The following is a 25,194-nucleotide window of genomic DNA, read 5'->3' as shown; positions in this document are numbered from 1 at the left end:
CAAGGCAAATGTTGCGTTGATATCCAATAACGGTGGATTTCCATACCATTAGACAGGCAAAAAGCGGCCTGACACGGGCAAAAACCACGCCAAAAAGGGAAACCGGCCCAAGCCTGTGGGGCTCAGACCGGTTTGGGGAAGGGTAACGGTTTAGACAATTTGCAGCCGCTGTGTTGCTGGGATGCGCGGCTACAGGGTTTACGTTCATTGCAAATCGCGCAGGCGCATAGCGTTTCGTGCGCGTGTCGCCAAAATGCGCCAAAACCTGCCGGAAATCGCAGGTCGAAAGCGGAAAACTGCCGACGGCCACTTGGGTCATGTGCCTGCCACCTCTGGAAAGCTGATGCGCATGCGGTCCACATCAATGCGCAGCAGCGCGTCATAACTGGCCGGATCAAACGGGTCTTCGGCAGGCACCACTTCGCGGCCCAGAAGCCAGCCCAATCGCCCCGCATCCAGATTGCCACGCACAAACGGCTCCTCACCAAAATGCTCCCACAAGGCTTGCATGAACCCTGCGTCCGCACGCCGGTCGGCAGGCCGCCGGTCGGGGAACCGCTCGCGCTCGACCAGTGCCGTGGCACCTTCCTTGGCCGGACGGCGGATCGTGAACTGAAAATCCGTGCCCGGCAGACGCCCGGGAAATCCACGGTGCTTTTCCATATCAGGTAGTGACGCGCGCCCCATCAAAACGGCTCCCAGATGCAGGCGCCGTCAACGACGCGGTAAGGTTGAAAATACTGGGTGATGTCCGGCGCAGGCGTGCCAAATTCCGTCGGCACTTCGGCCAGCGAGATCACCACGTTGCCATCGGTCCAGCCATTGTCGGCCAGCCCCGGCAGTACGACTTCGGCACATAGGAAATCCACATCATCCACCAGATCGGCGAATGCGACTGCGCCGCCCTTGATGGCAGGCGCAACAAAGCGAAAGCGCGCCATCTTGCGCGGTTCTTCTTCCAGCCGGATTTCCTGCAACACGATGGAGAGGCCCGATGGCACAACAACCTCTTGCGCGTCAGCGACCGGCGCCGCAAGCACCGCAGCAATGGCAAGGATACGGATCACGACGGTGCCTCCTCGGGCACGGTTTCAAACACGGCCGGGCTTGTGATTTCGATCAGCTCCATATCAGGCGAATGGCGCACTTCGCGGTGCACAATGCCGGGCGGTTGCAGCACGCAGGACCCTTCGCGCAAGATATGCTCGCCCTGCCCCGCATATTCAAAAATGACCCAGCCCTTGGTGACGTAAACCATTTGGAAATCCAGCTTGTGGGAATGCCACGCCCCTTCGCTGTCGCGCCCAGGCACGGCACGGATCACATGGGCGTTGAAATCGCCACCGGTCGCATCATCGATTCCCATCTGGCGGTATTCAAAGAACGCCCGCAGCCCCTGCCCCTCAAAAGGAGCATCGCCCACATGCGAGATCTGGAATGTCTGGTCTGTCACGCTGCGGCCCTCCTTATCTTGATCCAACGTATCGCGGGGGTTTGGGGGCTTGCCCCCAAGTGGCCCGGCACGGGCCACCCCCTCTGGCGACGCAATAGGCGGCGCAAATCATTTCCCGCTCAAAGCGGAATGTTATCGTGCTTTTTCCACGGGTTTTGCAGGCTTTTACCGCGCAGCGATGCAAAGGCACGACACACGCGCTTGCGCGTTGATTGCGGCATGATCACCTCGTCGATAAACCCTTTTTCCGCCGCCACAAACGGATTGGCAAAGCGGTCCTCGTAATCCTTTGTATGCGCCGCGATCTTATCCGCATCGCCCAGATCGGCGCGGTGGATGATCTCTGTCGCACCCTTGGCCCCCATCACCGCGATCTCGGCTGTGGGCCAGGCGTAGTTGAAATCACCGCGCAGATGCTTTGATGCCATCACGTCATATGCGCCGCCATAGGCCTTGCGCGTGATCACTGTCACCTTCGGCACTGTCGCCTCACCGTAAGCGAACAGCAGTTTCGCCCCGTGCTTGATCACGCCACCATATTCCTGCCCGGTCCCCGGCAAGAAGCCCGGCACGTCGACCAGCGTCAGGATCGGAATTTCGAACGCATCGCAGAACCGTACAAACCGCGCGGCCTTGCGGCTGCTGTCGATATCCAGACAGCCCGCCAGCACCATCGGCTGGTTCGCGACAACACCCACGGTCGAGCCTTCCAGCCGGATGAACCCCGTCAGGATATTCTTGGCAAAATCTTCCTGAATTTCGAAAAAATCACCCTCATCGCCCAGCTTGTGGATCAGCTCTTTCATGTCATAGGGGGTGTTGGCGTTGTCCGGGATCAGCGTATCAAGGCTTTCCTCGATCCGGTTTACATCATCAAAGAACGGACGCACGGGTGGCTTCTGACGATTGTTCAGCGGCAGCATGTCCACCAGACGGCGCACTTCGATCAGCGCCTCTACATCGTTTTCAAACGCACCATCCGCGACGGATGATTTCTTGGTGTGGGTCGTCGCACCGCCCAGTTCTTCTGCTGTCACCACTTCGTTCGTCACTGTTTTGACCACGTCAGGGCCGGTCACAAACATATAAGACGTGTCTTTGACCATGAAGATAAAGTCGGTCATCGCGGGGCTATACACGGCACCGCCCGCACATGGCCCCATGATCACGCTGATCTGCGGCACCACACCCGATGCCATAATGTTGCGCTGGAACACCTCGGCATATCCGGCAAGCGATGCAACGCCCTCTTGAATACGCGCACCACCGGAATCGTTCAGTCCAATGACTGGCGCACCATTCTGCACCGCCATATCCATGATCTTGCAGATTTTCTGCGCATGCGTTTCGGACAGCGACCCGCCAAAGACGGTAAAATCCTGACTGTAGACATAGACCATCCGGCCATTGATCGTGCCCCAGCCTGTCACAACGCCATCGCCGGGCGGGCGCTCTGCCTCCATCCCGAAATCAGTGCAGCGGTGCGCCACGAACATATCAAATTCTTCAAAGCTGTCGTCATCAAGCAAAAGCGCGATGCGCTCGCGGGCGGTCAGCTTGCCCTTGGCGTGTTGCGCATCAATCCGGCGCTGCCCACCGCCCATACGCGCAACCGCGCGGCGATCTTCGAGTTCTTGCAAAATGCTCATGCGGATCATGCCCCTGATGACGTGCTGGTATGCAGTCCAATCTATCAGATCAGGTTTTCCGCGAAACCTGTAATTTGCAAACTTTTCCACAGACTAGCCACTGGATTTGCAAAACCGCAAACTACGGAAAATTCGACCATCCGGTAAAAATCGACATGGACACCCCGCGCCATGAAGCCTAGCAAGAGGTATGACCACCGCACCCACCGTCCGTTTTCTGGACCGGAGCACCCCGCCCCATATTTCGACACTGATCCTGCTGGCAGGTATTTCTGCGTTGAATATGTCGATCTTTGTGCCGTCATTGAACGGCATGGCGACCTATTTCGACACGTCCTACGGCATCATGCAGCTGTCGATTTCGGGCTATCTGTTTGCTACGGCCTTTATGCAGCTTTTCATCGGCCCTGTTGCAGACCGCTTCGGGCGCAGGCGCGTGGTGCTATCGGCCCTTGCGATTTATGTCGTCGCCACGATTGGCGCGATGCTGTCCACCACGATTGAGATGTTTTTGGTCTTTCGCATGTGTCAGGCCATCGTTGCCGCTGGCATCGTTCTTAGCCGAGCCATTGTGCGCGATATGGTGCCGCAGGATCAGGCAGCATCGATGATCGGCTATGTCACAATGGGTATGGCGCTCGTGCCGATGTTCGGCCCGATGATTGGCGGCCTGATGGACCAGTTGTTCGACTGGCGCGCGACCTTTGTGTTGCTCACGATTGCGGGGCTTGGCGTGCTGGCCTTGTGCTTTAAGGATCAGGGCGAAACGGTTGCCGCTGGCGGCATGACCTTCCGCGATCAAGTGAAAGCCTATCCGGAGCTTTTGCGCTCGCCTCGATTCTGGGGCTATTCGCTGGCCTCTGCCTTTGCGTCGGGTGCGTTCTTTGCATTTCTGGGCGGGTCGTCGTTTGTGGCTGGCACAGTCTTTAACCTGTCACCGCTCTGGACCGGTATCACCCTAGGGATTCCCGCTATTGGCTATGCGACAGGAAACTTCCTGTCGGGGCGGTTCTCTGTCCGGCTGGGGATCAACAAGATGGCGCTGATCGGGTCCATCGTCATCACCGGCGGGATCGGGCTGGGCATGGTGCTGGCCTTGCTGGGATATAACTCTGCCATGTTGTTCTTCGGATTTTGCACGTTTCTGGGTCTGGGCAATGGTCTGATCCTGCCGAATGTGATGGCTGGCACCCTGTCGGTGCGCCCGCATCTGGCAGGCACTGCCAGCGGGCTCAGCGGGGCGATCATGATTGGTGGTGGCGCGGCATTGTCGGCAATCGCGGGTGCCTTTCTTAATCCGGCCTATGGCGCGATCCCGCTTCAGATCATCATGTTCCTGACCAGCCTTGCATCGCTGGGCGCGATCCTGTTTGTGATCTGGCGCGAAGCAAAAACCACCATTTAATTTGCAAACTTCGCACGCGATGTTGCAAACTCTGCCCGAACGGGCTGGGGTCATGACATGGCAATGCAGAAAATCTATGCGGGCGCAAAGCTGCGCGAATTGCGCGGGCGTGCTGGCCTGACGCAACGGGCGTTTTCAGACAGGCTGGGCGTGTCTGTCCCCTATCTCAACCAGATGGAAAACAACAACCGCCCGATTAGCACCAAAGTGCTGGTTGGTCTGGCCGACACCTTTGACTTTGACGTCAGCGAACTTGAATCAGCGGATGAGGCCCGCCTTGTCAGCGACATGAAAGAGGCTTTGGCCGATCCGGTCTTTACCGGCCCCGCACCGGCGCTTGCCGACCTGCGCCTTGCTGCCGCCAATGCGCCAACGCTGGCGCGGGCCTTTCTGGACCTGCATCGCGGCTACAAACAAACCCACGAACGTCTCGCATCACTGGACGAGGCTTTGGGCCGCGAAGACGCGCGCCCCGCCCCCAGCCCGTGGGAGGAAGTGCGCGACTTTTTCCACTACTGCGACAACTACATCGACGCCGTTGACCGCGCCGCCGAGCAATTCAGCACACGCGCCCGCGCTGGCCAGTCTGTGGCGCAGGCCGCGCAAACCACGTTGGAGGATCGCGGCTTTACCATCAATCTGGCCCACACCGACCAGTTGCGTCACTTCGATCCGGCAACCAAAACGCTGACCCTGTCACGCGACGCAGCTACTGCCACCCGCACGTTTCAACTGTTGCTGCAACTGGCGCTGAGCACGCAGGACGATCTGCTTGAGGCGACACTTGATCTGGCGCGTTTTCAGTCCGATGCCGCACGCAGCATCGCCAAGGTCGGGCTGGCAAACTATTTTGCCGGTGCCGCCCTCATGCCCTACACCGCGTTCCTGCAAGCCACACAAGACACGCGCCACGATCTTGAACTGTTGTCTGCCCGCTTTGGCGCATCGCTGGAACAGGTCGCGCACCGCCTGTCCACGCTGCAGCGCACCGGTGCCAAGGGCATTCCATTCTTCTTTGTGCGCGTCGATCAGGCTGGCACCATCACCAAACGCCATTCCGCCACAACGCTTCAGTTTGCCCGCTACGGTGGTGCCTGCCCGCTGTGGAACGTTCATCGTGCGTTCGAAACGCCTGGACAATTTCTGCGCCAACTGGCCCAGACCCCTGATGGTGTGCGGTATTTCTGTCTTGCCCGCGATGTCAGCAAAACGGGCGGCTCTTACCACGCACCAACCCGTCGCTATGCCATCGGTCTGGGATGCGAAGTGCAGCACGCCGGCGCGTTGGTTTATGCCGATCACATGAATATCGACACCGATGCCGCCTATGAACCCATCGGCATATCGTGCCGGATTTGCGAACGGCCCAACTGCCACCAACGGGCCGTGCCGCCGTTGGAACGCAACCTAAAGGTGGACCCGAACCGCCGCGATATGCTACCATATCAAGTGATTTAACGTATTTTATTCCATTTTTGACAGGAGCAGCCGATGGTTTGGTCCGATCTATTTGCATCACTTGTCCGCATGATTGTGCCGCTTGGCCCCGTGCTCTTTGCCATCGCGCTGGCCATTTTCTTCGTCGTGATCACCCGCAAGTCCGGCAACAGCAAGAGCCTGATTTTTGGCATCGCGGTCAGCTTCGGCATCACCGGGATCGTGTTTGGCATGACGTTTGGCATGATCGACGGCAGCGGTCTGGCGCAGGCCATGCCCGCCCTGCTTGCCGCCGCCCTCGCCTATCTTGGGTCAACCTTGCAGGTTCCCGGCAAGACCGAGGTAGTCGAGCGCGAAACCGAAGAGGCCCCGATACAGACCGAGGGTGGACCACCGCGCCCCGCCACAATGTCACGCGTCCAGACACGCGTTGAATACGGCAGCACGTCCTTGATGAGCGCGGTTTTTGCCACCGAAGACAGCCTTACCGCCCGCGCCAGCCCGACGATTATGACCGCCACTGCCACAGGGGACGATAACGGCGACGGCAAGGAGGAACGCAGCGCACCAGCCAAGCCTGTGACCTACGACAAAACGCGCGTTTTTGTGGCCGTGGTCGCATTGGCAACCAGCCTGCTGGTCGGGCTAAACTGGGGCCACACGATCGCCCGCGACAACGCACAGCGCGACCGGATCGCCACGGCAGAAATCGAGCGGCTCGCTGCCGAGGCCACCGCCATGCACGCAACCGCAGCCGCCGCTCAAGCCGCCGATATTGCCACAGCCCAAGCCGCGCAAAACGCAATCCTCGCCGAGGAGAAAGCCGCCGCTGATGCCCAACGCGCGGCAGCGCAGTGGCGGTTGGAAAACGCGGCGGCGAACTGACCCCCTAGCGTTGCTGCGTCTGCCAGTTAGGGTGGATCCAAGGCGCGTCGTTAGACGGCGCCAGCGGCGCGCGCCCCAGAATGTGGTCCGACACTTTCTCGCCCACCATAATCGACGGGCCGTTCAGGTTCCCGTTGGTGATGCGCGGAAAGATCGAACTGTCGGCCACGCGTAGTCCCTCCACACCGATCACACGGGCCTGCGGATCAACAACCGCCATCGGATCATCGGCGGCACCCATCTTGCAGGTCCCGCAAGGGTGATAGGCGCTTTCCACATGCTCTTTGATAAACGCATCAAGTGCTTCATCGCTTTGCGCATCTTCGCCCGGTTGAATTTCGTGGCCGCGATACGGCTTGAACGCGTCCTGCCCGAAAATTTCGCGGGTCAGTCGGATACAGGTGCGGAAGTCTTGCCAATCAGTGGGATCGGACATGTAGTTAAACAGGATTTTCGGGTTCTCGTGCGGATCAGCGGATCGCAAGGTGACCTCGCCCCGCGAGACGGACCGCATCGGTCCCACATGCGCCTGATAGCCATGCCCTTCGGCGGCGACCTGCCCGTCATAGCGCACCGCAATGGGCAGGAAATGGAACTGGATATCGGGATAGTCGATACCCGCCTTTGACCGGATGAAGCCCGCGCTTTCAAACTGGTTGGATGTGCCAAGCCCAGTTTTGCGCACCAGCCACTCAAAGCCGATCCGGCTTTTCCAGAGCAAGGTCCAGTATTTGAACAACGAAACAGGCTTGATCGCGGCTTGCTGGATATAAAGCTCAAGATGGTCCTGCAGGTTCTGCCCCACGCCCGCGCGGTCGGCGACAACGTCGATGCCATGTTCGGCCAGATGTGCCGCAGGCCCGATGCCGGACAGCATCAAGAGCTTCGGCGAGTTAAGCGATGATGCGGCAATGATCACCTCGCGGTTGGCGCGGATCACCTCGGTCTTGCCCTTGATGTCCACCTCGACACCAACGGCACGCCCGTCTTCAATCACCACCTTGCGGGCAAAGGCGCGGATCAATGTGCAGTTGGGCCGCTTGAGCGCCGGGCGCAGATAGGCGTTTGCCGCCGACCAGCGCCGCCCCTTCCAGATGGTGGCGTCAAAGGGGCCAAACCCCTCTTGTTGCTCGCCATTGTAATCGCCTGTGACCTGATAGCCCGCCTGCCGTCCCGCCTCGACAAAGGCGCGGGTCAGCGGGTTCTTGCGGGGGCCGCGCGTGATGTGCAACGGACCGTCTTTGCCGCGCCATGCGGGATCGCCGCCATGCCCGCCCGAATGCCAATGCTCCATCCGCTTGTAATACGGCAGCACATCAGCATAGCTCCAGCCCGCCGCCCCGCTCTCTGCCCAGTGATCAAAATCCCGCGCGTGCCCGCGCACATAGATCATCCCGTTGATCGACGACGACCCGCCGATGACCTTGCCGCGTGGCGTGACAAGACTGCGCCCGCCCAGATGAGGCTCGGGCTCAGTGCGCATCCCCCAGTCATAGGTTTTCATATTCATCGGATAGGACAAGGCCGCTGGCATCTGGATGAACGGCCCGCCGTCCCAGCCACCGTGTTCGATCACAAGCACCTGCTGACCCGCTTCGGCCAGCCTGTAGGCCATCGCGCAGCCCGCGCTGCCCGCACCCACAATCACATAATCCGCGTTCATGTCCGTCGTCCTCTTCGCGATTCTCTGGCGGGTCAAGGATCGCCGCAGGCGACCATGCTTGCATGGCCCGTCCTTGACGCGTCTGAGACTCGCAAAACCCTCGGGCTGGTGACTTGAGGATCACTCTGATCCCTCAAGCACCTCATTGCAGATGGGCCATCGCCCGAAACCGGCACCACATCCACCGATCCGGGCGATCACGCGATGCTGGCAATATCAAAAATGTGCGGAAGCACTCCGGCAGGTCACGCCACGGCTAAAACGGCGCTTCCACGTCTCCCATCCCCACATAGACACCCTTGATCTGGGAATAATGCTCGATCGCGGCCTTGGAGTTTTCCCGTCCTACACCCGAAAGCTTCGACCCACCAAACGGCGCTTCGACGGGCGCCAGATTGAAGGTGTTGATATAGCACGTTCCCGCCTCGAACCCTGCGACCATGCGGTGCGCGCGGGTCAGGTCGTTTGTGAACACGCCAGCCGCCAGACCAAACTCGGTGGCATTGGCGCGTGTCAGCGCCTCTTCCTCGGTTTCGAAATCGAGCACCGACAGAACGGGGCCGAAAATCTCTTCGCGGGCAATGGTCATATCGTCCGTCACATCGGCAAAGACGGTTGGCTGGATAAAGAAGCCGTCTCCGTCCACCTCTTGTCCGCCGGTGACCAAGCGGGCGCCTTCAGCGACACCTTTTTTGATATAGCCCAGCACGATCTGTCGCTGTTTATCCGAGACCATCGGTCCGAAATTGACGGTCTCGTCCAGCGGATCACCCATCTTCACACCCTCAAGCCTTTCGGTCAGGCGCTTCAGGAACGCGTCTTTAATGCCCTTCTGCACAAACACCCGCGTCCCGTTGGAACAGACCTGCCCTGTGGAATAGAAGTTGCCCAAGATCGCGCCGGAGACCGCGTTTTCCAGATCAGCGTCATCAAAGATCACCATCGGAGACTTGCCACCCAATTCCATGGTCACATGGCGGATACCTTCGGCAGCAGCGGCGTAAACTTTCTTGCCCGTGGGCACGGAGCCTGTCAGGGAGACCTTGTCGACACGACTGTCTGTGACGAGAGAAGCACCCACCGCGCCATAGCCCTGAATGACGTTATAGACGCCAGCCGGCGCACCCGCCTCGTGTAGGATTTCCGCAACTTTCAGCGCGCAGAGCGGTGTCATCTCGGAGGGTTTGAAGACCATCGTATTGCCGCAAGCCAGCGCTGGCGCGCCCTTCCAGCAAGCAATCTGCGTGGGATAGTTCCACGCACCGATGCCCACGCAGACGCCCAGCGCCTCGCGGCGGGTATAGACAAAATTCTCACCCAGCTGGATATGCTCACCCGTGATTGCAGCAGCCAAACCGCCGAAGTATTCCAGCGCGTCGGCCCCTGAGGTCGCATCAACGACGGACGTTTCCTGATAGGGTTTGCCCGTGTCGTGAGTTTCCAGCACCGACAGATCGTGGTTCCGTTCGCGCATGATATCAGCAGCGCGGCGCAGCACGCGGCCCCGCTCTGTCCCTGTCATCGCGGCCCATGCAGCTTGGGCATTTTTCGCGGACGTCAGCGCCTGATCGACAATCGCAGGGGTCGCCGCGTGCAGGGTGGCAATCACGGCGCCGGTTGCGGGGTAAATCACCTCGATCACCTCGCCCGCGGTGTCTTCGACATATTGGCCACCAATAAAGTGGCTGGCTTTGGGTTGGGTTGGATAGGTCATGGTGCCTCCGGCGGGAGTTGTTTTGGCCAAATGAAGTTGGGTAAGGTCTGCGGTCATGTTATTCGCCGCGAGGGAAGCGTTGGTTTTCTTCCAGCACGTTGAGGTCCATGTGATTGCGCATGTACCGCTCCGAAGCCTTTTGCAGCGGTTGGTAGTCCCAAGGGAAATACGATCCGTTGCGCAGCGCCTCGTAGACGACCCAGCGGCCCGCTTGGGAATGGCGCACGCCTGCGTCGAACGCATCAAGGTCCCAGCGTTTTTCAGCCTTCGCGCGGATGGTTTGCAGCGTGCCCTGATGGTCGGGATGATCCGCGAGGTTGGTTAGCTCGTGCGGGTCGGCTTCCATATCAAAGAGCTGATCGGGGTCCAGCGCGCACATGTTGAATTTCCACTTGCCATAGCGCAGGGAAACAAGCGGGGCGTAAGACGCCTCTGCCGCGTACTCCATAGCAACGGGCGTATCGCGCGAACCACCCTGCCCCAGCGGCATAATGCTCTCGCCTTGCGTCCAAGGCATGACCTCGGTCATGTCCACGCCTGCGATGTCACAGAGCGTCGGACAGACGTCGATGTTGCTGACCGGGGTGGTGACCAGACCCGGCGCCATGCGCGGATCACAGATCATCATCGGCACGCGGGCCGAGCCATCGTAGAACGACATCTTGAACCACAGGCCCCGCTCGCCAAGCATGTCGCCGTGATCGGCCACAAACAGGATCGTCGCCTCTTGGCGCGTGTCCTCAAGCGTCTGCAACACCTCGCCGATCTTGTCGTCGATATAGCTGATATTGGCGAAATACGCGCGGCGGGCGCGGCGGATATGTTCCTCGGTGATGTTGAAATTATCGCGGTCGTTGGCGTCAAGGATACGCTGGGAATGCGCGTCCTGCTCCTCATAGGGGATCGGGCCAACCTCTGGCATCAGATGCGCGCAGTCCTCGTACAAATCCCAGTATTTCTTGCGCGCCACATACGGATCATGCGGGTGCGTAAAGCTGACGGTCATGCACCAAGGCCGCGCATCGTGTCCGCGCGACAGGTCATAGATTTTGCGGGTGGCGTGGTAGGCCACCTCGTCATCGTACTCCATCTGGTTGGTGATTTCGGCCACGCCCGCACCGGTGACGGAGCCCATGTTGTGATACCACCAGTCGATCCGCTCACCGGGTTTGCGATAGTCGGGCGTCCAGCCGAAATCGGGCGGGTAGACGTCGGTGGTCAAGCGCTCCTCGAACCCGTGCAACTGGTCCGCACCCACAAAATGCATCTTGCCCGACAGACACGTCTGGTAGCCCGCGCGGCGCAGGTGGTGCGCATAGGTCGGGATGGACGAAGCGAACTCTGCCGCGTTGTCATAAACACCGGTTTGCGACGGCAACTGCCCCGACATGAACGCTGCCCGCGCAGGCGCACAGAGCGGGGATGCCGTATAGGCCTGCTGGAACCGCGTCGACTTCGCCGCCAGCTTCTTCAGATTAGGCGCATGCAGCCAGTCGGCAGGGCCATCGGGGAACAATGTGCCATTCAGCTGGTCGACCATGATGATCAGAATATTCGGTTGGGTCATTTGCCCCCCTCCGTCAAAGTTCTGAGAAATGACAGCGCCCGTCCAAGCGGGTCTGCGTCAGGTTTTGTCAGGGCCGACCGCAGATACAGCCCGTCGATTAGCGCCGCCATTAGGTCAGCCGCCCCTGCCGGATCGGCGCAGAGCGGGCGCAGCGCGTGGGTCAGGTTCGACCGCAACCTCGCCTGATAGACCCGCAACAGGCGCATGGCCTGCGGGTTGGTCTGGGCTTGGGCGTAAAACGTCATCCAGGCACTGACGTTAGCTGGCGCAAAACAGGTCGGCGCGAAATTGGCGCGCAGGATCGCCTCTGCCCGATCCCTTGGCCCTGCAGCCTTGCCCAGTTCCGAGCGCACTTCATCCCCGTATTCGCGCAAAATCTGCCGCATCGCCGCAACGAATATCTGGTCTTTTCCGCCGAAGTAATGATGCGCCAATGCCGATGACATGCCTGCCCGCTTTGCAATCTTGCTCACCGTAACATCGAGCGAGCCCGCCTCACCAATCTCGGCAATCGTGGCCTGCACAAGTGCGGCACGGCGGATCGGTTCCATTCCTAACTTTGGCACGACAGGCTCCCTTTCGAGCCATCATTACATTTATTTTAATTGACTCGTCAATCAATAAAAATGACCCGTATCATTTTGCCCCAAATACTCCCGCCGGAGGCTCCGTCCGTTTGCAAAAAGCGCTGCCATTCCCATCAGGGCCGCGGGCGCCGCAGGCGCCCGCCTTCTGGCGACTGCAACGCAGGCGCAATCAGCCTTTTGTTTGTGAAACGCTTGGCGTCACCGCACGTCGCGCCACAGCCTCGCGCCATGTGATGAAGCTGACCGATGCCATGATAACCAAACCGCCGATCACGACCCAGACATCCACAGCCTCGCCAAACATTAGCGCGCCCAAAAGCACGGCCCAGACCAGTTGCAGGAACGTCACCGGCTGCGTGACGGTCAGCGGGGCTGCGGCAAATGCCATGGTCATCGTGTAGTGCCCCGCCGTGGCAAAGCAGGCGACGAGGAACAGCCACCCCAGTTGCGGAATTGTGGGCGTGACCCACACGGCCAGCGCAAACGGCAGCAGGCCGATGGTCACTGTGATGGACAACATGCCCACGACAACCGCTGGGGCGACCTCGCCTGAAAGCTGTTTGGCCAGCAAATAGCCTACCGCAAACATCACCGCAGTGCCCAGCATGGCGATATGGCCCGGCGCCACCGCTTTGATGCCGGGGCGCAGGATGATGAATGCGCCAAGCAGCGCAACGGCCACGGCGATCAGGCGGCGCAGGGGCAGTTTTTCGCCCAGAAATAGCGCGGCCCCCAGCGTGACATAGACTGGCGACAGGTAATTCATCGCTGTCACTTCTGCGATGGGAATGCGGGCCATCGCGTAAAACCACAGGATCACGGCCAGCGTGTGCACAACGCCGCGCCAGACAAAGAGCTTCACCTGCCTGCGTGACAAATGCGCCGAGATGATCGGGCGGATCATCGGGATCAGGAACACCAAGCCCAGCAGGTAGCGCAGAAACGCGCCCTGCGCGGCGGGCACATCAGACCCCACGTGTTTCACAATCGCCGTCACGGCCACGAAATTCAGGCCGGTGACGGCCATCCAGAATATCCCGCGTGTCGTGGAGGTGGTTTGCATGGTGCATCGGTGACAGCGCCCTGCCCGCTTGGCAAGGTGCGGTTACGCAAAAGGCGCGCCTCATTTGACATGAAGCGCGCCTGAATGTCTCACTTAGATTGGCTTACTCTTCAGCGAAGGCTGCCATCACCTCGTCAGAGGCTTCGAAATTCGTGGTGACCGTCTGGATGTCGTCATCGTCTTCCAGCGCATCAACCAGACGCATCAGCTTGGTCAGCCCGTCCAGATCAAGCTCTGTGCGGATGTTGGGCATCCAGATCAGCTTGGTGCTGTCGCTTTCGCCCAGTTCTGCCTCAAGCGCATTGGACACATCGTTCAGGTCCGTATCGGCGCAGATGATGACGTGGGTTTCTTCGTCGCTTTCCACGTCCTCGGCACCCGCCTCGATCGCGGCCATCATCACAGTGTCTGCGTCGCCCACGGAGGCAGGATACGTCACCTGACCCTTACGGTCGAACATGAACCCGACTGATCCAGTTTCGCCCAGATTGCCGCCGGTTTTGGAGAAGGTGGAGCGGACAGTGGAGGCCGTGCGGTTACGGTTATCCGTCATCGCCTCGACAATCACCGCCACACCGTTGGGGCCGTAGCCCTCATAACGGATCTCGTCATAGTTTTCCGCATCCCCGCCAACAGCCTTTTTAATGGCGCGGTCGATCACGTCCTTAGGCACGGAAACCGATTTGGCTTCTTTCACGGCCAGACGCAGACGCGGGTTCTTGTCGGGGTCCGGATCGCCCATCTTGGCGGCCACGGTGATTTCCTTGCTCATCTTGGAGAACACCTTGGCGCGGATCTTATCCTGACGGCCCTTGCGGTGCTGGATGTTTGCCCATTTGGAGTGGCCGGCCATGCGGAACCTCTTTTTCGATCAGATCAATTTGGACGTCTCTATAGGCCACGAGGGCCGTGCGCGGCAAGAGGCCGCGCAGCGGGGGTTTTACCCCCGCACCCCCAAAGTATTTTTGTCCAAAAGAAGGGGGCGGATGCCGCTTACTTCGCGGCGGCTTCCAATGCTGCGATCCGTGCTGACAGCGCCTCGTTTTCCTCGCGCGCTTTCTGGGCCATCGCGCGCACGGCGTCGAATTCCTCGCGGGTGACGAAATCACGGTCGGCCAGCCAGCGGTCCATCATGCCGGACATTGCATTGCCTGCCTCGTCCTTGGCGCCTTGGGCCACGCCCATCGCATTGGTCATCAACTGGCTTAGGTCGTCGAAAATCTTGTTGTTCTTTTGCATAGGGGACACTCCGGTCTGATCTGGTGTTAACTTCTATATGGGCAGGGCCACGCCCGCGTGCAAGCTGGTTGACTTTACGCATATCGCCGCACAGAGATAGCCCATGACCGGACCCATCCCATTCCCCGATATTTCGCCGTTTGTTTTTCCCAACGGCATCTTTGGCTATGATATTCCGCTGCGCTGGTACGCGGTATCTTATATCGTGGGCATTGCAATCGGTTGGCAGGTGATCGCCGCCGCCCTGCGCCGCGATCACCTGTGGCGCGGTGGCGTGGCCCCGATGCAACCGGCCAAGCTGGAAGACCTGCTGACCTACATCGTGATCGGTGTGATTGCAGGCGGGCGGTTGGGCTATGTGCTTTTCTACAATCCATCGCGTTTTATCGCCAATCCACTGGAAATCCCGATGATCTGGACGGGGGGCATGTCGTTCCACGGCGGGTTCCTAGGCGTCGTGCTGGCGGTCTGGCTGTTTTCCTATCGTCACAAGGTCCCGCTGGGGTCCTTGGCCGATGTGGTCGCTATCGCCGCCACACCCGCGATCCTGCTGGTGCGCATCGCCAATTTTGTGAACGCCGAACTATGGGGCCGCCCGACGGACGTGCCGTGGGCCGTGGCCTTTCCGGGTCAGGCGGCACAGGCTTGTGCCACGGCGACCGAACTGTGCGGGCGGCATCCGTCACAGCTTTATGAGGCGGGGCTGGAAGGGCTGCTGCTGGGCACCATCCTGATGGTGCTGGCCTTCCGCTTCAAGGCGCTGAAATCGCCATGGCTGCTCTCTGGCGTATTCTTTGCGGGCTACGGCATCTCGCGTTTCATCGTCGAGTTCTTCCGCCAGCCCGATGCGCAATTCCAGTCACCCGGCAACCCGCTGGGTCTGGCGCTTGAGTTTGGCGGCGGCTACGGCCTGACCATGGGGCAAATTCTGACAATCCCGATGATCCTTGTCGGTGTCAGCGTCATCATCTGGGCCAGCAAGCGCACATGACCGCCCTTGCCGACCTGATCAAAGCCCGCATCGCGCGGCAGGGCCCGATCACGCTGGCCGACTATATGGCCGATTGCCTGATGCACCCAACGCTGGGCTATTACGCCACGCGCGACCCGTTCGGCGCCGATTTCATCACCGCACCAGAGATCAGCCAGATGTTTGGCGAATTGCTGGGGCTGGCCATTGCGCAGGCGTGGCTGGATCAAGGATCGCCCGACAGCTTTACACTGGCCGAGCTTGGCCCCGGCCGCGGCACGCTCATGGCCGATGCGCTGCGGGCGACGCGCGGCGTGCCGGGCTTTCATGCGGCAGCGCAGGTGCATTTCGTCGAAACCTCGCCCGTCTTGCGCGCCGCACAGGCCAAGGCCGTGCCGGATGCGCAGTGGCACGACAGCGTGACCACCCTGCCCGACCAGCCGCTTTTCCTGATAGCGAATGAGTTTTTCGACGCCCTGCCCATACGGCAGTTCACCCGCGACGGGCGCGGTTGGCGCGAAACAACCGTGGCGCTGGTTGACGACACGCTGACACTGGGGCTGACGGCGGCGGCTCCGCTTGGTCTGCTCTCGCACAGGCTTGAGGATACCGGCGACGGGGACATGGTGGAAATCTGCCCCGCCTTGCCCGCGATCATCGGCGATATCACCACGCGTATCACCGCGCACGGCGGGGCCGCGTTTATCATCGACTACGGTGATTGGCAGTCAAAGGGCGACACGTTTCAAGCCTTGCAAGCCAACGCCCCTGTTGATCCGCTTGCCACGCCGGGTGCTGCCGATCTGACCGCACATGTAGATTTCGCAGCCATCGCGCAGGCCGCAGGCCAAACGGCCACGCCGATGGTCCCACAAGGCGTGTTTCTGGAACGGTTGGGCATCACCCCGCGTGCGCAACAACTGGCTCAAACGCTGACCGGTGACGCGCTGGACGCGCATGTCGCCGCACATCGCCGCTTGACCCACCCCGACGAGATGGGCCACCTTTTCAAAGTAATTGGGATCGCGCCCACCGCTGACACGCCACTGCCGGGGCTTGTATAAATGACGCTTGATATTATCACGGACGATCTGCTTGCGGGCACACCGCACGGGTTCTTTACCCGACGCGGTGGCGCATCATCGGGTGTGTTCGCGGGGTTGAACTGTGGGTTTGGCAGCTCTGACCAGCATGACATCGTGGCGATCAACCGCGCCCGCGTTGCCGCTGCGATGGGCTTGCAGGATGACGCACTGATCGGTGTGCACCAGATTCATTCGCCGGATGTCGTCACGGTCAACGCCCCCACAAGCGATAAGCCCAAGGCCGATGCTCTTGTCACGGCCACGCCCGGCGTCGCCCTGTCTGTCCTGACCGCCGATTGTCAGCCAGTGCTCTTTGCCGATGCCGCCAACGGTGTGATCGGTGCCGCGCACGCAGGCTGGAAAGGTGCCGTGGGTGGTGTGTTGGAAAACACCATCGCTGCGATGGAAGACCTTGGTGCCACCCGCGAGACGATCAAAGCCGTCATCGGCCCTACCATCAGCCAGCGCAATTACGAGGTTGGGCCAGAGTATTTCGACAACGTCATGGCCGAGGATGACAGCGCCGCACGGTTTTTTGCCAATGGCCGCGACGGGAAGTTCCAGTTTGATCTGCCGGGTTACGGGCTCCATCGTTTGCGTAGCGCAGGCATCGCCGATGCGGCATGGACCCGCCATTGCACTTATGCGGATGTGGATCGCTTCTATAGCTACAGGCGGTCCGTGCACGCGCAAGAGGCGGACTATGGCCGTTTGATTGCGGCCATCACATTGCCGAATGGGGCGACAATCTGACGGCAACCTGCCGCGCCTTTGCCGCATTGTGCGAAACAATCACTATCGCGGTCACGAGATTGTTCTGACGCACGGCATCAATCGCCTGAAAAAACAGGCCAATCGGCGCGTTTGGCGCTGATTGTCGCTCTGCCACAATCAATCACGCATTTTTCTGCATCTTTTTTGCGTGGGGTCAAAATCTCGCCCATGTGACTTGGCAATCTTTCCTTATCAAACGCGGCCCACTGCATTCCCCCCGTAACGGGCCGCACCAACCGACTGAAGGAAACCAAACATGTCCGAGAAACGCTGGATGAAATCCGTGAAAGCCGAAGCCGCAAACTGCACAACAAAGATGCCATGGGAACGCGGCCTGCGCCGTCAGGCCATGATCGCCCGCCGTCTGGAAAACGATGAGCGGACGTCCAAGATCACGCTCCCGCCGCTGCCTGCGTTCATGACGCTCGACGCAGCAGGCTAAGCCGACACACCCTATTTACGAACTTCAGTCGGCACAGAACAGCCGCGCAGGTCCTCCCCCTGCGTGGCTGTTTGTCGTTTGGCGCTGTTTGAACGCCGAAGCTACCCAGTCTTTATCGCCTTGATTCGTGGTGCCGTCCGATATTGCCGGCCCTTCTGGGGGTCTTACGCAGGCAAATAAGGCGCATTTGTCTTGCAGTTGAAAACAATCATGCCAGCGTAGCCATGATTAGTATCGCCAACACGCCCGATTGCAGTTTTCTTTGACAGCACTGCCCCGATTGCGTCACATTTGGTCCCAACAGCAACTCTCCTCAGATGTTGTCGGTGGGGCCGGCAGATGAGAGCAACCAATTAGGTGCTCTGATGAAAATGACCCCACGCACCGCCGAAGGCCTCTCGGCGGACACTTATACCTCTTCGTCCCGTTCGGGACGGATCGCTAGTCCAGATGGGCAACCTCACCGCACACGGCCTCTGATGCGGAAGTACGAGGTTGCCCACCTGACCTCCTCCGGTGACATCGAAGATTTTACCCGCATCGCCCCCGCGACACCTGCGTTCGAAGACAGCTTTGCCGCACTTGGGCGTGGCGCGATTGTGCAGACCCAGACCGGCCCGATGGCAGTGGAAGACCTGCTGCCGGGTGATCAGGTCAAAACGGTCACCAACGGCTTTCAAACGCTCAAATGGCGCGGGACGATGCAGATCATCCCCGGCGCGCAAAACCACCGCCCCGAAATGGGCACCATGACCCGTATCACAGCCGATGCTCTTGGCCTTGGTCGCCCCGGCCCCGATCTGGTCGTGGGGCCTGCTGCACGGATGCTGCACACCCACGCGGGCGTGCGGACGTTGACAGGATCGGATGCAGCTTTTGTGCCGGTGCGCGACTTTATCGACGGGTCCAGTATCATCGAATTGCGCCCGATTGCGCCGGTGCACGTCTACCAGCTTGGCTTTGACGGGCATGAACGGATTTGCGTGAATGGGATAGAGGTGGAAACCCTTCATCCGGGCGCACCGCACACCTTGCAGGTGAAACACGACATGCGTGCGATCTTCATGTCTTTGTTCCCGCACAAGCGCGACATCAACAGCTTTGGCACCATGTGCCATCCGCGTATCCGCTTGCGTGATCTGGACCTCTTTGCGGTGGCCTAAAGCCCCTTACTGATCCGTGGCGCCGCCTTGTTCGCACAGGCGGTAGCCGGAACTGCGGGCGACGATATCCAGATGCAGGTGATCGTCGTGCATCGCGTTGGACCCGGGCCCCAGCACGGTTGAGAAATCCAGACAGGCCGACGCGCGCACCGCATCCTGAAAGCTCTCTGCCATCGTGCCCTGCGCCTCGCGCGGTTCGATGGCAATGTTGGCCCCGTCGGTAAAGGTAAAGCCCATCACGTCAAACGCATTACCGAACGCGTGTTCCGACAGCTTACCATCCGCCGCGTTATTGCGCCGCCTGCAAATATAGCCCGACCCGTTCAGGATCGACGCCAGCGGTCCGCGATCGTCCAGCCGCGCGGCAGCGGGTAGGACAAAGTCGCGTGTCCAGACCGCCAGTGCCTCAGCCGTGGGGCAGCGAACTGTTGCGGCAGGATCAATCGCCACGCCTGGGGCAATTTCAGTGATGGTCAGCGGGCGCAGGATACCGCAGTCCGCGTCATCTTCGGGCACAATCGGCGCGGCCTCTGAATAGACCACGCCCAGTTCATCCAATGCGGTCAGACACGCCCCATAGGCCGCGTCATCCAGCATCAGCAAATCGCGCTGTCCCGCGCCATCTTGCGGCACGACAATCGTGTCGGCAGCCTCTTGCGCGATGGCAGGGCTGGCCAGCACAACAGCCAGTGCCGCCGCGCGCATCATTCGATGAACTCCACCGTGACGCCTGCGCTGACCATATAGGCCAGCTCCTCAACGTCCCAGTTGGTGAAGCGCACGCAACCGTGGCTTTCGTTCTGGAATAGCGCGGCAGGAGTGTCGGTGCCGTGCAGGCCATATGTCGGCTCTGACAGATCAATCCAGACAGAACCGACAGGACCATTTGCACCGGGCGGCAGTGTAAGCGCCTCTTTCACGCCGTCAGCTTCGAAATTCACGTCAGGGCGATAGCTGTAGGTCGGGTCCATCGCGACCGCAGTCACTTCCACCGTGCCTTCGGGCGACGGGGTTTCATCCGATCCGATTGCCACCGGATAATTGCTGATCTGGTTGCCGTCTGCATCAAAGGTCACAGCGCGTTGCGTGGATTTGCGCACCTCGACCCGCGCGACCTGCGCCTCCAGCCTGTCGCCCACATCGGCCACCGTGATCGTGTCACCCACGGCAAACCCCACATCGGGGTTCAACGCCTTGAGGAAATCCTCATCCATGTGAAACCGCTCGGCCAGCTTTTCGCTGACAGACGTATAGCCCAGCGCGTCCAGTTCCGCTTTCTCGGCCACATTGTCGGGGATACTTTCGGTCAGGTTGGCGGCGTCATCCTCGGTCACGGTGTAATCCATCAGCACGGCCCCCGCGCTGTCACCACCCAAGGCGGACCAGACGTCTGCATCCAGCACACCGTCCACCGCCAGCCCCTCGCGCTCTTCAAAACCGCGAATGGCGCTTTCGCTCATCCCGCCCTTGTAGCCGTCGATAATCCCCGGCGACACACCGGCCCTGTCCAGCAAAACCTGCAATTTCACCGTCAGGCCGGATTGACCGTCAGGCAATGCGCCGCCGTCAAAGGCAGCCCCATCAATATCGTCCTGTGTCAGCCCCAAAGCAGGCGTGGCCGCGATGATAAACGCGGTAAGTGTCAGTGCTCGCATAAAATGCCCCATCGTTGTTTTGAGGCCAACGCCGCGCGCACCGGTTCGGTTCACACGATCCTGTGCCTTAATTGGTGAAAGATGCGGCCATGACGTCGGCGCAACACCGCATGACCGACCACACCCCATGCGCAAATCGGCCTTAGCATCGCCGCAAATGACGCTAGGGTACGTCTTATGACACGCACACACGCCAATACCTTCGCTGCATCCGGTATCCTGATCATCGCTGTGACGCTACTGGCGTGGGGCCAGCCGATGATCTGCACCTGCGGCTATATCGCCCCGTGGATCAGCTCGATCTTTCATTCCGGCAATTCGCAGCACATCGCGGATTGGTACACGCTAAGCCATATCCTGCACGGTGTGCTGGTCACGTTGGCGGGGCGGCTTTTCTTCCCGCAGATTAGCGCCCCGTGGCTTTTGGCAATCGCGGCCCTGACAGGGATTGCTTGGGAGATTGTCGAACACACCGAATGGGTGCTGGGCGCCTTTCGCGCCACGACGATCAATCAGGGCTACTACGGCGATAGCGTTCTGAACGCCGTGATGGACTATATCTTCATGCTTGGCGGCTTTTTCGCGGCGCGCGCCCTGCCGACGCTTTGGGTGATCGTGCTTGTGGTGGTGCTGGAACTGACAGCCGCAATCTTTGGACGCGACAGCATGGTGCTATCCACCCTGATGCTGGTCTATCCGATTGAGGCGGTGAACGACTGGCAGCAGGAACTCAATCCGCTCCGGTAGATTTAACTATTTGTTAACGAACGAAAACCTTCCCCGCGGGGAAGATATGCCTATGGTTCTTGGGCCAGTCGCGCTTCCAGAACATCAAATGGCACGCCGGGTTCATCCTTGGCCCCACGGATCACGAGCGATGTCTTGACCGACGCCACATTCGGCGCGCTTGTCAGCTCTTCTGTCAGAAACCGTTGAAAGCTGCGCAAGTCAGGTGCGACGCACTTCAGGATGAAATCCACCTCGCCATTCAGCATGTGGCACTCACGCACCAGCGGCCATCCGTCGCAGCGATCCTCAAACGCGCTCAGGTCCACCTCGGCCTGACTCATCAGCCCGACCATCGCAAAGACCTGCACCTCAAACCCAAGTTCGCGCGGGTCCACTTCCGCGTGATACCCTCGGATAAAGCCCGATTCCTCCAGCGTGCGCACGCGGCGCAAACACGGGGGCGCAGAAATGCCCACACGTTTGGCCAGTTCCACATTGGTCATACGGCCATCCGCCTGCAACTCGGCCAGAATCATACGATCAATTTCGTCCAGCTTTTGGCCCGGCATGAATGTCCCCTAAAGTGATATGGCTGTTGCGATAACTACCCAAAGCCTGACCCGTGCGCAACAATATTTCATAACTGCGCAAGAACCGGAAATGCGACACCCCTTCACCTTGCCGCACACCCGTCCTATATCGGGTCAACACGCAAGGGGGACGCTGCCATGACCGACACACGCCATACCAAAGTTCTGATCGTGGGCTCCGGCCCGTCCGGCTACACCGCCGGCGTCTATGCCGCACGCGCGATGCTGTCCCCTGTTCTGATTCAGGGCATCGAACCCGGCGGCCAGCTAACCACCACCACAGAGGTTGAAAACTGGCCCGGCGACACCACTGTCCAAGGCCCCGACCTCATGGTCCGGATGGAAGCCCACGCCCGCGAAATGGGCTGCGAGATTGTCGGCGATATCGTCACCTCGCTGGACCTGTCCGAGCGCCCGTTCAAGGCCACAACCGACAGCGGCACCAACTGGACCGCCGACGCGATCATCCTGTGCACCGGCGCCCGCGCCAAATGGCTCGGTCTGCCGTCCGAGGAAAAGTTCAAAGGCTTCGGCGTCTCCGCCTGTGCCACCTGTGACGGGTTCTTCTATCGCGGTCAGGAAATCGTCGTGGTCGGCGGCGGCAATACGGCTGTGGAAGAGGCGCTCTTCCTCACCAACTTCGCCTCCAAAGTCACATTGGTCCACCGCCGCGACGAATTGCGCGCCGAAATGGTCCTGCAAGACCGCCTGAAAAAGAACCCCAAGATCGAGACCCTCTGGTTCCACGAGATCGAGGAAGTCACAGGCACCGAAAGCCCGCTGGGCGTTGAGGCCGTCCGCGTCAAACACACCAAAACCGGCGAGATCACGGAAATTCCCGCCAAAGGTATCTTCATCGCCATCGGCCACGCCCCCGCCAACGAACTGGTGAAAGACCAGCTTGAACTGCACAACGGCGGCTATGTGAAGGTCGAACCAGGCACCACGCGCACAGCCATCCCCGGCGTCTTCGCTGCGGGCGACCTGACCGACCACATCTACCGTCAGGCGGTCACATCGGCAGGTATGGGCTGCATGGCGGCACTCGACGCGGAAAAATTCCTTGCCGAACAGGGCGAACAAGACATCGACCCGTCCTTGCCACTGGGCTACGGCGCGCCACAGGACGCCGCCGAATAACCACCGCCCAACTTCTTTTGGACAAAAATACTTCCGCCGGAGGCAAGCCGCCGCAGGCGGCTCCCCCTCGCAACCGCACCGCGGGCGCAAGACCTGCCATGCAGCGGGCGTGTATTTCTGCGCCACTGCCCGCGCATTTCACCAAATCCACACCGCAACGCTTGAATGTAGCCACAATCGCCCGCTAGGACGCGAGGCAACAGTCTCAATATTACGAGTAGTCCTCCCATGGCCCAGAACCTCGCCCCGATCCCCGAACTCTATGTCTCTTACGACAGCGCCCAAAAGATGAAGGCGGAGGCCGGTGATCTGATCAGCCACGACCTGACACCGCGCCAGATTTGCGATCTGGAACTGTTGATGAACGGCGGTTTCAACCCGCTCAAAGGGTTCTTGAGCGAGGATGACTACAACAGCGTCGTCGATACAATGCGCCTGACCACGGGCGAACTCTGGCCCATGCCGATTACGCTGGACGTGTCCGAAGATTTCGCCGCCAAGATCGAGGCCGGTCAGGACATTGCCCTGCGCGACCAAGAGGGCGTGATCCTTGCCACCATGACCATCACCGACAAATGGGAGCCGAACAAGGCGCATGAGGCAGCACAGGTCTTTGGTGCCGACGACAGCGCACACCCAGCGGTGAACTACCTGCATAATCAGGCCGGTAAAATCTATCTCGGCGGCCCCGTCACAGGCATCCAGCAGCCCGTGCACTACGACTTCCGCGCCCGCCGCGACACACCTAACGAGTTGCGCGCCTACTTCCGCAAGATGGGCTGGCGCAAGGTTGTGGCCTTCCAAACCCGCAACCCCCTGCACCGCGCGCATCAGGAACTCACCTTCCGCGCCGCGAAAGAGGCACAGGCCAACCTGCTGATCCATCCCGTTGTGGGCATGACCAAACCGGGCGATATCGACCACTTCACCCGCGTCCGTTGTTACGAGGCCGTGCTGGATCAATACCCGTCCTCCACCACCTCCATGTCGCTGCTGAACCTTGCCATGCGCATGGCTGGCCCGCGCGAAGCGGTCTGGCACGGGCTGATCCGCAAAAACCACGGCTGCACCCACTTCATCGTGGGCCGCGACCACGCGGGCCCCGGCAAGAACTCGGCTGGTGAAGATTTCTACGGCCCCTATGACGCGCAAGACCTGTTCCGTGAACATCAAGACGAGATGGGCATCGAAATGGTCGACTTTAAGCACATGGTCTATGTGCAGGACCGCGCCCAATACGAACCCGCCGACGAGATTGCGGATGCGGACGACGTCACGATCCTGAACATCTCGGGCACCGAGCTTCGCCGCCGTCTGGCCGAAGGGTTGGACATTCCCGAATGGTTCAGTTTTCCAGCCGTGGTCGAAGAACTGCGCAAGTCCCGCCCGCCGCGTGCAAACCAAGGCTTCACTGTCTTTTTCACGGGGTTCTCTGGCTCCGGCAAATCCACCATCGCCAACGCGCTGATGGTGAAACTGATGGAAATGGGTGGCCGTCCCGTGACGCTACTGGACGGTGATATCGTGCGGAAAAACCTGTCCTCCGAACTGGGCTTTAGCAAAGAACACCGTGACCTCAACATCCGCCGCATCGGCTATGTGGCCAGTGAAATCACCAAAAACGGCGGCATCGCGATCTGCGCCCCCATCGCGCCCTACGCCACAACCCGCCGCGCCGTACGTGAGGATATCGAGGCCTTTGGCGCCTTCATCGAATGCCATGTCGCTACTTCCATCGAGGAATGCGAACGCCGCGATCGCAAGGGGCTTTATAAGCTGGCGCGCGAAGGCAAGATCAAGGAATTCACAGGCATTTCAGACCCTTACGACGTTCCCGAAAACCCCGAACTGCGCCTTGAGACCGAAAGCGTCGAGGTCGACAACTGCGCGCATCAGGTCATTCTGAAGCTGGAAAGCATGGGCCTGATTAAGGCATAAAGTTTTTTGCTAGACACAACAAAAACAAGCTTCAATACTCTCCCCA

Annotated in this window: 25 protein-coding genes; 11 read left to right on the top strand and 14 right to left on the bottom strand. The window is 60.1% G+C overall.

The window, feature by feature from the left end; all coding sequences use genetic code 11:
- Positions 1-315: 315 nt before the first annotated feature.
- The 4 genes from V8J84_RS07080 to V8J84_RS07065 all read right to left on the bottom strand — a co-directional run bounded on the left by V8J84_RS07080 (position 316) and on the right by V8J84_RS07065 (position 3,102).
- Positions 316-663 (bottom strand): hypothetical protein, encoded by a 348-nt coding sequence (locus tag V8J84_RS07080; protein WP_339929499.1) that lies wholly within the window; start codon positions 661-663, stop codon positions 316-318.
- A gap of 23 nt (positions 664-686) precedes the next feature.
- Complete coding sequence (locus tag V8J84_RS07075; RefSeq protein WP_339929497.1) at positions 687-1,067, bottom strand: DUF6497 family protein; 381 nt, start codon at positions 1,065-1,067, stop codon at positions 687-689.
- Positions 1,064-1,453: a cupin domain-containing protein gene (locus V8J84_RS07070; RefSeq protein WP_339929495.1), complete on the bottom strand. Its 390-nt coding sequence runs from the start codon at positions 1,451-1,453 to the stop codon at positions 1,064-1,066. The genes V8J84_RS07075 and V8J84_RS07070 overlap by 4 nt, the downstream gene beginning before the upstream one ends.
- A 119-nt stretch (positions 1,454-1,572) precedes the next feature.
- Entirely contained in the window at positions 1,573-3,102 is a 1,530-nt protein-coding gene (locus V8J84_RS07065) for an acyl-CoA carboxylase subunit beta (protein ID WP_339929493.1), read from the bottom strand.
- 190 nt (positions 3,103-3,292) lie between these two features.
- Between V8J84_RS07065 and V8J84_RS07060 the strand changes: the two genes are divergently transcribed.
- The 3 genes from V8J84_RS07060 to V8J84_RS07050 are packed head-to-tail and all read left to right on the top strand — an operon-like array spanning position 3,293 to position 6,829.
- Positions 3,293-4,507, top strand: coding sequence for a multidrug effflux MFS transporter (locus tag V8J84_RS07060; protein ID WP_339929491.1), 1,215 nt, complete (start codon positions 3,293-3,295; stop codon positions 4,505-4,507).
- 57 nt (positions 4,508-4,564) lie between these two features.
- Complete coding sequence (locus tag V8J84_RS07055) at positions 4,565-5,965, top strand: helix-turn-helix domain-containing protein (protein WP_339929489.1); 1,401 nt, start codon at positions 4,565-4,567, stop codon at positions 5,963-5,965.
- A gap of 33 nt (positions 5,966-5,998) precedes the next feature.
- Entirely contained in the window at positions 5,999-6,829 is an 831-nt protein-coding gene (locus tag V8J84_RS07050; protein ID WP_339929487.1) for a hypothetical protein, read from the top strand.
- Positions 6,830-6,833: 4 nt separating this feature from the next.
- Here V8J84_RS07050 and betA read toward each other — a convergent pair whose 3' ends face one another.
- The 7 genes from betA to V8J84_RS07015 all read right to left on the bottom strand — a co-directional run bounded on the left by betA (position 6,834) and on the right by V8J84_RS07015 (position 14,662).
- On the bottom strand, positions 6,834-8,492 hold the full coding sequence (gene betA, locus V8J84_RS07045; protein WP_339929485.1) for a choline dehydrogenase: 1,659 nt from the start codon (positions 8,490-8,492) through the stop codon (positions 6,834-6,836).
- Between the two features lie 256 nt (positions 8,493-8,748).
- Positions 8,749-10,206 carry a betaine-aldehyde dehydrogenase gene (gene betB, locus V8J84_RS07040; protein ID WP_339929483.1) on the bottom strand — a complete coding sequence of 486 codons (1,458 nt, stop codon included), beginning with the start codon at positions 10,204-10,206 and terminating at the stop codon, positions 8,749-8,751.
- A gap of 58 nt (positions 10,207-10,264) precedes the next feature.
- Positions 10,265-11,773, bottom strand: coding sequence for a choline-sulfatase (gene betC / locus V8J84_RS07035; protein ID WP_339929481.1), 1,509 nt, complete (start codon positions 11,771-11,773; stop codon positions 10,265-10,267).
- Positions 11,770-12,339, bottom strand: coding sequence for a choline-binding transcriptional repressor BetI (betI, locus tag V8J84_RS07030; RefSeq protein WP_339929479.1), 570 nt, complete (start codon positions 12,337-12,339; stop codon positions 11,770-11,772). The genes betC and betI overlap by 4 nt, the downstream gene beginning before the upstream one ends.
- Positions 12,340-12,529: 190 nt before the next feature.
- Positions 12,530-13,423: a DMT family transporter gene (locus V8J84_RS07025; protein ID WP_339929477.1), complete on the bottom strand. Its 894-nt coding sequence runs from the start codon at positions 13,421-13,423 to the stop codon at positions 12,530-12,532.
- Positions 13,424-13,526: 103 nt separating this feature from the next.
- Entirely contained in the window at positions 13,527-14,276 is a 750-nt protein-coding gene (locus V8J84_RS07020; RefSeq protein WP_339929475.1) for a YebC/PmpR family DNA-binding transcriptional regulator, read from the bottom strand.
- A 140-nt stretch (positions 14,277-14,416) separates the two neighbouring features.
- Positions 14,417-14,662: an accessory factor UbiK family protein gene (locus V8J84_RS07015; RefSeq protein WP_339929473.1), complete on the bottom strand. Its 246-nt coding sequence runs from the start codon at positions 14,660-14,662 to the stop codon at positions 14,417-14,419.
- A gap of 103 nt (positions 14,663-14,765) precedes the next feature.
- Between V8J84_RS07015 and lgt the strand changes: the two genes are divergently transcribed.
- The 5 genes from lgt to V8J84_RS06990 all read left to right on the top strand — a co-directional run bounded on the left by lgt (position 14,766) and on the right by V8J84_RS06990 (position 19,096).
- A complete protein-coding gene (gene lgt / locus V8J84_RS07010) occupies positions 14,766-15,653 on the top strand; it encodes a prolipoprotein diacylglyceryl transferase (RefSeq protein WP_339929471.1) in 888 nt (295 codons plus the stop codon).
- Positions 15,650-16,696 (top strand): class I SAM-dependent methyltransferase, encoded by a 1,047-nt coding sequence (locus V8J84_RS07005; protein ID WP_339929469.1) that lies wholly within the window; start codon positions 15,650-15,652, stop codon positions 16,694-16,696. Before lgt ends, V8J84_RS07005 begins: the two co-directional genes overlap by 4 nt.
- Positions 16,697-17,470, top strand: a complete 774-nt coding sequence (gene pgeF / locus V8J84_RS07000) for a peptidoglycan editing factor PgeF (protein ID WP_339929467.1) — start codon at positions 16,697-16,699, stop codon at positions 17,468-17,470.
- A 277-nt stretch (positions 17,471-17,747) separates the two neighbouring features.
- Positions 17,748-17,933 carry a hypothetical protein gene (locus tag V8J84_RS06995; protein ID WP_339929465.1) on the top strand — a complete coding sequence of 62 codons (186 nt, stop codon included), beginning with the start codon at positions 17,748-17,750 and terminating at the stop codon, positions 17,931-17,933.
- Between the two features lie 479 nt (positions 17,934-18,412).
- Positions 18,413-19,096 carry a Hint domain-containing protein gene (locus V8J84_RS06990; RefSeq protein ID WP_339929463.1) on the top strand — a complete coding sequence of 228 codons (684 nt, stop codon included), beginning with the start codon at positions 18,413-18,415 and terminating at the stop codon, positions 19,094-19,096.
- 6 nt (positions 19,097-19,102) lie between these two features.
- Here the strand turns inward: V8J84_RS06990 and V8J84_RS06985 are convergent, their stop codons facing one another.
- Positions 19,103-19,804 (bottom strand): extensin-like domain-containing protein, encoded by a 702-nt coding sequence (locus V8J84_RS06985; protein ID WP_339929461.1) that lies wholly within the window; start codon positions 19,802-19,804, stop codon positions 19,103-19,105.
- The gene (locus V8J84_RS06980) at positions 19,801-20,751 is read right to left on the bottom strand and encodes a L,D-transpeptidase family protein (RefSeq protein ID WP_339929459.1); all 951 of its coding nucleotides are present in this window, start codon (positions 20,749-20,751) and stop codon (positions 19,801-19,803) included. Before V8J84_RS06980 ends, V8J84_RS06985 begins: the two co-directional genes overlap by 4 nt.
- A 177-nt stretch (positions 20,752-20,928) precedes the next feature.
- Here V8J84_RS06980 and V8J84_RS06975 point away from each other — a divergent pair, with 177 nt between their 5' ends.
- Positions 20,929-21,498 carry a DUF2585 family protein gene (locus tag V8J84_RS06975; protein ID WP_339929457.1) on the top strand — a complete coding sequence of 190 codons (570 nt, stop codon included), beginning with the start codon at positions 20,929-20,931 and terminating at the stop codon, positions 21,496-21,498.
- Between the two features lie 50 nt (positions 21,499-21,548).
- On the opposite strand, the gene V8J84_RS06970 is transcribed toward V8J84_RS06975, so the two are convergent.
- A complete protein-coding gene (locus V8J84_RS06970; protein WP_339929455.1) occupies positions 21,549-22,049 on the bottom strand; it encodes an Lrp/AsnC family transcriptional regulator in 501 nt (166 codons plus the stop codon).
- A 159-nt stretch (positions 22,050-22,208) separates the two neighbouring features.
- Between V8J84_RS06970 and trxB the strand changes: the two genes are divergently transcribed.
- Both trxB and V8J84_RS06960 read left to right on the top strand, forming a co-directional pair.
- The gene (gene trxB / locus V8J84_RS06965) at positions 22,209-23,210 is read left to right on the top strand and encodes a thioredoxin-disulfide reductase (RefSeq protein WP_339929453.1); all 1,002 of its coding nucleotides are present in this window, start codon (positions 22,209-22,211) and stop codon (positions 23,208-23,210) included.
- Between the two features lie 228 nt (positions 23,211-23,438).
- Positions 23,439-25,148 (top strand): bifunctional sulfate adenylyltransferase/adenylylsulfate kinase, encoded by a 1,710-nt coding sequence (locus V8J84_RS06960; protein WP_339929451.1) that lies wholly within the window; start codon positions 23,439-23,441, stop codon positions 25,146-25,148.
- Positions 25,149-25,194 lie beyond the last annotated feature (46 nt).

Source organism: Yoonia sp. 208BN28-4 (genome assembly GCF_037543925.1).
In the GTDB taxonomy this organism is placed as follows: domain Bacteria; phylum Pseudomonadota; class Alphaproteobacteria; order Rhodobacterales; family Rhodobacteraceae; genus Yoonia.
This window is presented reverse-complemented; position numbering and strand designations above follow the sequence as displayed.

Bases quoted from the DNA above. Each gene is read 5' to 3' on its own strand.
- V8J84_RS07080 (WP_339929499.1), bottom strand. From the start codon at position 663: ATGGAAAAGCACCGTGGATTTCCCGGGCGTCTGCCGGGCACGGATTTT.
- V8J84_RS07065 (WP_339929493.1), bottom strand. From the start codon at position 3,102: ATGAGCATTTTGCAAGAACTCGAAGATCGCCGCGCGGTTGCGCGTATG.
- V8J84_RS07060 (WP_339929491.1), top strand. From the start codon at position 3,293: ATGACCACCGCACCCACCGTCCGTTTTCTGGACCGGAGCACCCCGCCC.
- V8J84_RS07055 (WP_339929489.1), top strand. From the start codon at position 4,565: ATGGCAATGCAGAAAATCTATGCGGGCGCAAAGCTGCGCGAATTGCGC.
- V8J84_RS07050 (WP_339929487.1), top strand. From the start codon at position 5,999: ATGGTTTGGTCCGATCTATTTGCATCACTTGTCCGCATGATTGTGCCG.
- betA (WP_339929485.1), bottom strand. From the start codon at position 8,492: ATGAACGCGGATTATGTGATTGTGGGTGCGGGCAGCGCGGGCTGCGCG.
- betB (WP_339929483.1), bottom strand. From the start codon at position 10,206: ATGACCTATCCAACCCAACCCAAAGCCAGCCACTTTATTGGTGGCCAA.
- betC (WP_339929481.1), bottom strand. From the start codon at position 11,773: ATGACCCAACCGAATATTCTGATCATCATGGTCGACCAGCTGAATGGC.
- V8J84_RS07025 (WP_339929477.1), bottom strand. From the start codon at position 13,423: ATGCAAACCACCTCCACGACACGCGGGATATTCTGGATGGCCGTCACC.
- V8J84_RS07020 (WP_339929475.1), bottom strand. From the start codon at position 14,276: ATGGCCGGCCACTCCAAATGGGCAAACATCCAGCACCGCAAGGGCCGT.
- V8J84_RS07015 (WP_339929473.1), bottom strand. From the start codon at position 14,662: ATGCAAAAGAACAACAAGATTTTCGACGACCTAAGCCAGTTGATGACC.
- lgt (WP_339929471.1), top strand. From the start codon at position 14,766: ATGACCGGACCCATCCCATTCCCCGATATTTCGCCGTTTGTTTTTCCC.
- V8J84_RS07005 (WP_339929469.1), top strand. From the start codon at position 15,650: ATGACCGCCCTTGCCGACCTGATCAAAGCCCGCATCGCGCGGCAGGGC.
- pgeF (WP_339929467.1), top strand. From the start codon at position 16,697: ATGACGCTTGATATTATCACGGACGATCTGCTTGCGGGCACACCGCAC.
- V8J84_RS06995 (WP_339929465.1), top strand. From the start codon at position 17,748: ATGTCCGAGAAACGCTGGATGAAATCCGTGAAAGCCGAAGCCGCAAAC.
- V8J84_RS06990 (WP_339929463.1), top strand. From the start codon at position 18,413: ATGCGGAAGTACGAGGTTGCCCACCTGACCTCCTCCGGTGACATCGAA.
- V8J84_RS06985 (WP_339929461.1), bottom strand. From the start codon at position 19,804: ATGATGCGCGCGGCGGCACTGGCTGTTGTGCTGGCCAGCCCTGCCATC.
- V8J84_RS06980 (WP_339929459.1), bottom strand. From the start codon at position 20,751: ATGCGAGCACTGACACTTACCGCGTTTATCATCGCGGCCACGCCTGCT.
- V8J84_RS06975 (WP_339929457.1), top strand. From the start codon at position 20,929: ATGACACGCACACACGCCAATACCTTCGCTGCATCCGGTATCCTGATC.
- V8J84_RS06970 (WP_339929455.1), bottom strand. From the start codon at position 22,049: ATGCCGGGCCAAAAGCTGGACGAAATTGATCGTATGATTCTGGCCGAG.
- trxB (WP_339929453.1), top strand. From the start codon at position 22,209: ATGACCGACACACGCCATACCAAAGTTCTGATCGTGGGCTCCGGCCCG.
- V8J84_RS06960 (WP_339929451.1), top strand. From the start codon at position 23,439: ATGGCCCAGAACCTCGCCCCGATCCCCGAACTCTATGTCTCTTACGAC.